The 2469-nt window shown below is 37.5% G+C and carries 3 protein-coding genes; all 3 read left to right on the top strand.

Annotation, left to right across the window (positions count from 1 at the left end; translation table 11 throughout):
- The first annotated feature begins 75 nt into the window (after positions 1-75).
- The 3 genes from AC01GB_RS00250 to AC01GB_RS00240 all read left to right on the top strand — a co-directional run bounded on the left by AC01GB_RS00250 (position 76) and on the right by AC01GB_RS00240 (position 2302).
- Positions 76-1311, top strand: a complete 1236-nt coding sequence (locus AC01GB_RS00250; protein WP_474449717.1) for a glycoside hydrolase family 68 protein — start codon at positions 76-78, stop codon at positions 1309-1311.
- Between the two features lie 189 nt (positions 1312-1500).
- Complete coding sequence (locus AC01GB_RS00245) at positions 1501-1695, top strand: hypothetical protein (RefSeq protein WP_474449716.1); 195 nt, start codon at positions 1501-1503, stop codon at positions 1693-1695.
- Positions 1696-1801: 106 nt separating this feature from the next.
- Positions 1802-2302, top strand: a complete 501-nt coding sequence (locus AC01GB_RS00240) for a C1 family peptidase (RefSeq protein WP_474449715.1) — start codon at positions 1802-1804, stop codon at positions 2300-2302.
- The last annotated feature ends 167 nt before the right edge of the window (positions 2303-2469 follow it).

Raw genomic sequence — 2469 nt, 5'->3', positions numbered from 1 at the left:
TAGGCGACTTTTTTTATTTTCTGGTTTTTTTATGTTGGTAATAGTTACAATTTATAAATAGATGATATTAGAGAAATGAAAAAAAATATAAAAATGAACTCTTCAGTCTGGAGTCGTGCTGAAGCATTAAAAATTAATAGGGATGATCCGACAACAACACAACCTTGTGTACCGTTAAATTTTATCAGATTAAGTAATGATTTTGTATTTTGGGATACGTGGTCGTTATGTACCCTTGATGGTGAATCAATTAGTTTTAATGGCTGGCATGTTATTTTTCAACTGACAGCACCGTTGAGTTTTAGCCGAGTTGATGATCCTTTAGAATATTGGAATGAGCGACATAATGAAGCTCGTATTAGTTTTAGTTATTCACGTGATGGTATATCTTGGAAATATGGAGGTTATTTATTTTCTAAATCGTTAACAACTTTAGAATGGGCGGGCTGTTGCTTATTAACATCAAAAAATAATATAGAAGTTTATTATACAGCTGTGGGTGATAATTCACAAATAGTTAAAACTCGTGGCAAAATTTATTGTGATGAGAATCAAGTATGGTTTGAGGGTTTTAATAAATTTACAGTTTTACTTGAAGCAGATGGTATTATTTATCAAAATAAATCGCAAAATATCTATTGGGCATTTCGTGATCCCTGGGTGTTTAGAGATCCAAAAAACGGGAGGAAATATATGCTGTTTGAGGGGAATAGACCTGGTGGGCGTGGGGAACACAAGATAGAAGAAGAAGAAGAAGGTCATTTGCCGCCAGGTTATGGAGTACCAGGAGGTGCTAAATTCCAGACAGGTTGCGTTGGTATCGCTGAATGTGTTGATGAATATACTGATAAATGGAAATTATTAACTCCTTTGTTGACTGCAGTCGGTGTTAATGATCAGACTGAGCGGCCGCATTTTGTGTTTAAAAATAATCTTTACTATCTGTTTACTATTAGCCACGAATATACTTTTGCTGAAGGACTTTTGGGCCCTGATGGTTTATACGGTTTTGTTAGTTCCTCATTAACTGGTCCATATGTTCCACTAAATGCTTCAGGTTTGGTTTTAGGAAATCCCTCTTCACAACCTTTTCAGACATACAGCCACTACGTTTCGCAGGACGGATTCGTTCAGTCATTTATTGATTCCATACCTATCCCAAAAAGTAATAATTTTCGTATTGGTGGCACTTTAGCGCCTACTGTTCGAATTGAATTGTCTGGTACAAATACATACTTAGTTGACATTCTGGATTTTGGTTATATTCCAGCGATGAAAAATAAAAAGTATCACTTTCGTAACTTAAATTGATTTTAAAAGTAAATCATCAGAGTGGGGCTGAGTATTAGCGTGTTTTAATAATAACAAGCTGAGGAATGTGAAGAGTTAAGTGGTTGTTGCTTTGTTTTAGGTAAAGGAGACGACACCGCTCGTCATTCTATTTTTTAAGAGGTCGCTCAGGCGGCCTTTTTTGTTTTTATCAATAAGGTAAAGGAGATTATGGTGCTTATGAAATTTTATTTTGGCTGTGAGCCTGATTTATTCGATATTAGGGATAAAATTTACTCTCCAGATCCTACGGTTTTGTCATCATTACCTTCTGAAGTCGACATCACGCCGGATTTTCCTGCCTATGATCAGGGTCAGATAATGGCATGTGGTCCGAATATATTGGGCAGCCGCTGTACAATTTGAACGAAGAAGAAATCATAAAATCCCCGATTTTATACCGTCAAGATTGTTCATTCGTTATAATTCTCAGTTCATGAAATGTATGCGAAAGTATGACGGGGTAATACGTATGCGTGACGGACTAAAATCACTTCATAAGCTAGGCGTTTGTCCGGAAGAGATGTGGCCCTATGATTCACCGACGGCAGATCAAAAAACAAAAGAATTTCCTGAATTTTCTCGTGCTAGGAGGCGCCCTTCAGATGCCTGTTATGAGGACGCTGAAAAATATACAATTACTGAATATTATCGTATTAATCCGCAATTATGCCATTTGCAGAGTGTGTTAGCGAGTGGTTATCCATTTGTATTTAGTTTCAAGGTTTATAATAGCTGGATGAACCAGAGACCTTTACCGGTGGAAATACCACTTCCTTCCGAAGGAGAAAGAAGACGAGGAAGACACGGCGCACTTTGTATAGGTTATGATGATGAAACAAGACTGTTTAAAATTCGTAATTCATGGGGTAGTGATGTGGGCGAAGATGGAAATTTCTATTTATCGTATGACTATATGCTAAATAAAAAACTGACCTCTGATTTTTGGGTAATCACCGGGGTTAAGAATTAAGCGTACTGGAAGGTATTAAGAAAGCGGCCTGTTATGCCGCTTTTTTTATTGATTAAAAAGGGGCATAAATGCACTGGAAAGAGAGACGGGAAAGTGAGCAGGTGGAAGACCGGCGAGATAGTCAGAAAGCACAGGAAGAGAATGACAACCTGATAGAAGTGCGGGGG

It is taken from the genome of Candidatus Arsenophonus phytopathogenicus (genome assembly GCF_056113345.1).
The sequence above is the reverse complement of the archived record's forward strand: the minus strand, read 5'-3'. Positions and strand labels throughout refer to the sequence as shown.